Origin of the sequence: Parvibaculum sp. (assembly GCF_045863935.1) — a bacterium.
GTDB lineage: Bacteria > Pseudomonadota > Alphaproteobacteria > Parvibaculales > Parvibaculaceae > Parvibaculum.
In genome coordinates, this window is sequence record NZ_BTVP01000086.1 from 1 (window position 1) to 2,053 (window position 2,053).

A 2,053-nucleotide genomic window follows, 5' to 3' on the forward strand; every position below is an offset into this window, starting at 1 on the left:
GAGTGCGTGGCGACGCTTGCGGCGCATCTTCAGAAGAGCGGGATTCTGCCGGCGTAGGGCGCCGGGGACCGCGAACAACCTTCCTTTCGCAAGGTGACATAAGGTGACACAGCGGGTTTCCGTTTTGTGCCAAGTCGCGCGGCAGTCGCGAGTTGGGGCGGGAGGGTTTCTGCGCGAAAAATCCGTGAAAACGGGCTGAGGCGTGGGGGCTGGGGCTTGAGACGAGGAGGGGTCGCGGAGCGCGGCGGCCGAGGGGCGGAGGGGTTTGGAGTTTCGATTCGCGCGGGGCATCGTTTATTCCTCTGGGGCGAGGGTGGGCAGTCTTCTATTTGCTTATTCTTGCTCGCTGTTCGCGCGGATTTGTGAGTCGTGGAGAGCATGACGGCGGTCGGCGCTTACCTGAGAAGGACGGGTTGAAACGCGGCGGGGTTCAATTCCATAACAGGAGCCACCTCAATCGTGATTTGATCGCCATAAAGAATGCCGGGCGTCCAGGCATCGGTGGGGATCGCACCGCGAGCAAAACGGAACGGCCCCCATCGGGTTTCCCCTGAGACGAGTCCGAAGCGATAGTCTTCGGAAATCGGCCCGGTGCATCGCCAGACGAGCCGGACCGTCGCGCGGCTCGATGGGCCGGTCGGCTTGACTGACATCCCAACCAGCTCGACCCCTTCGCCGAGATCGATCCGGCGAGACGCCATCTCACTCGGTAACTCCGTCAACACGATTTCGCGGGCCAGCGGACTTTGCTCTTTCTGCTTCGACAACACGACCAAACTGTAGTCCGCGAAAATGGGCTGATAGGTTCCCGTCCGAATGGCACGGCTGAGGGCCGCACGCGGGAGATGTTCGTCGATCACATCCGCCTCATGGACGATGACGAAGTCGCCCAGGCGTTCGTCGGCCGTGGTGTAAAGCCGATCGGCGTCGAGAAAATGTGCGGCAATGCGATAGCTCGCGGTGACGGACGCGCTGGGCGGAATGAGTTCGCGTACGCGAGCGACTTGGGCGCTATCGGCGACGAGGGCCGGCGCGGCGAACGGCTCGGTTGGATTGTTCGTCAGCGGGCCAATGCCGAAGAACGCGTGGCAGAGCGCGGCGGCGACAAGCAGGCTCCAACCGGGCCGCATCGCGTTTGCTGAGTTCTGCCGGACCGGATCGGCCGCGCCCCTATGGCGCATCTCGACCCAGGATTCGATGGCGGCGAAGAAAAGAACGGGAATGGCTGGAACGTAATACTGGAAGCCGATGTTGTGCAGTTCTGGATTGGTCGTCAGCAGGGTTTCGAGAATGGCAGGCAGGGCAATAAGCGAAAAACGCCACGCCCGCAGCGGCAGGAAGGCTGTCGGAAGGAGCAGCGTTACCAGAAAGGATAGATTCGTGAGCAGCGCAGCCGTACTGGTGATGCCGACGTTTGAGAAATGAAAGCCGATGTGGGGATATGGTGCGCCGCGGTAGTGAGGAACGATGATGTAGATCGCGACAAGAAAATATGCGACCGCGGAGAGAATGACCGTTGCTCCGAGGGCGCGTCTTTTCGACACCATCAACTGATAAGCACCCCAGGCGGCGACGGTGAGCGCGATGTCTTCACGGATGAGCATGGTCGAGAGCAGGATTACCGCACCGAGCATTGGGCGGCCGCACTTTGCGACGGCAAAACCTGCAAAAAGCAGCGGCACGGCGAGGTAGGACTCGTGAAAGCCGTAGCCGTGGGCGATGGCGAGGCGTCCGTGAAAGGGAAGGAGGAGCCATGCGAGGCCGGAGAGGATTCCCGCGAGGTCGGAGTTCAATCTTTTGCGCGCGTACCACGCGACGATCAGGGCCGTCCCGTTGAGGCAGATCGGCGAAAGGGTGACGAGCAGGTGGAACGGAAATATGCCCAGCAAGACCGGCGGCACGAGCGCCCAGCTTGCCAGGAATGCATGTTCTCCGAGGAGGGAGCGGCCGAGCGAGTCGACCCAGAGGCCGCGGCCGATCGCGGCGTTGTGCAATGCTCGTGCGAACAGGCCGATGTCGTGATAGCCGAAGCTGAGATTTCGCCAGAGGTCGA

1 protein-coding gene is annotated in these 2,053 nt (G+C 61.8%); it reads right to left on the reverse strand.

Annotation, left to right across the window (positions count from 1 at the left end):
* Positions 1–395: 395 nt before the first annotated feature.
* Positions 396–2,053: DUF2079 domain-containing protein (locus ACKUUH_RS17250; RefSeq protein ID WP_407951125.1), on the reverse strand; the 1,658-nt coding region annotated here is incomplete at its 5' end.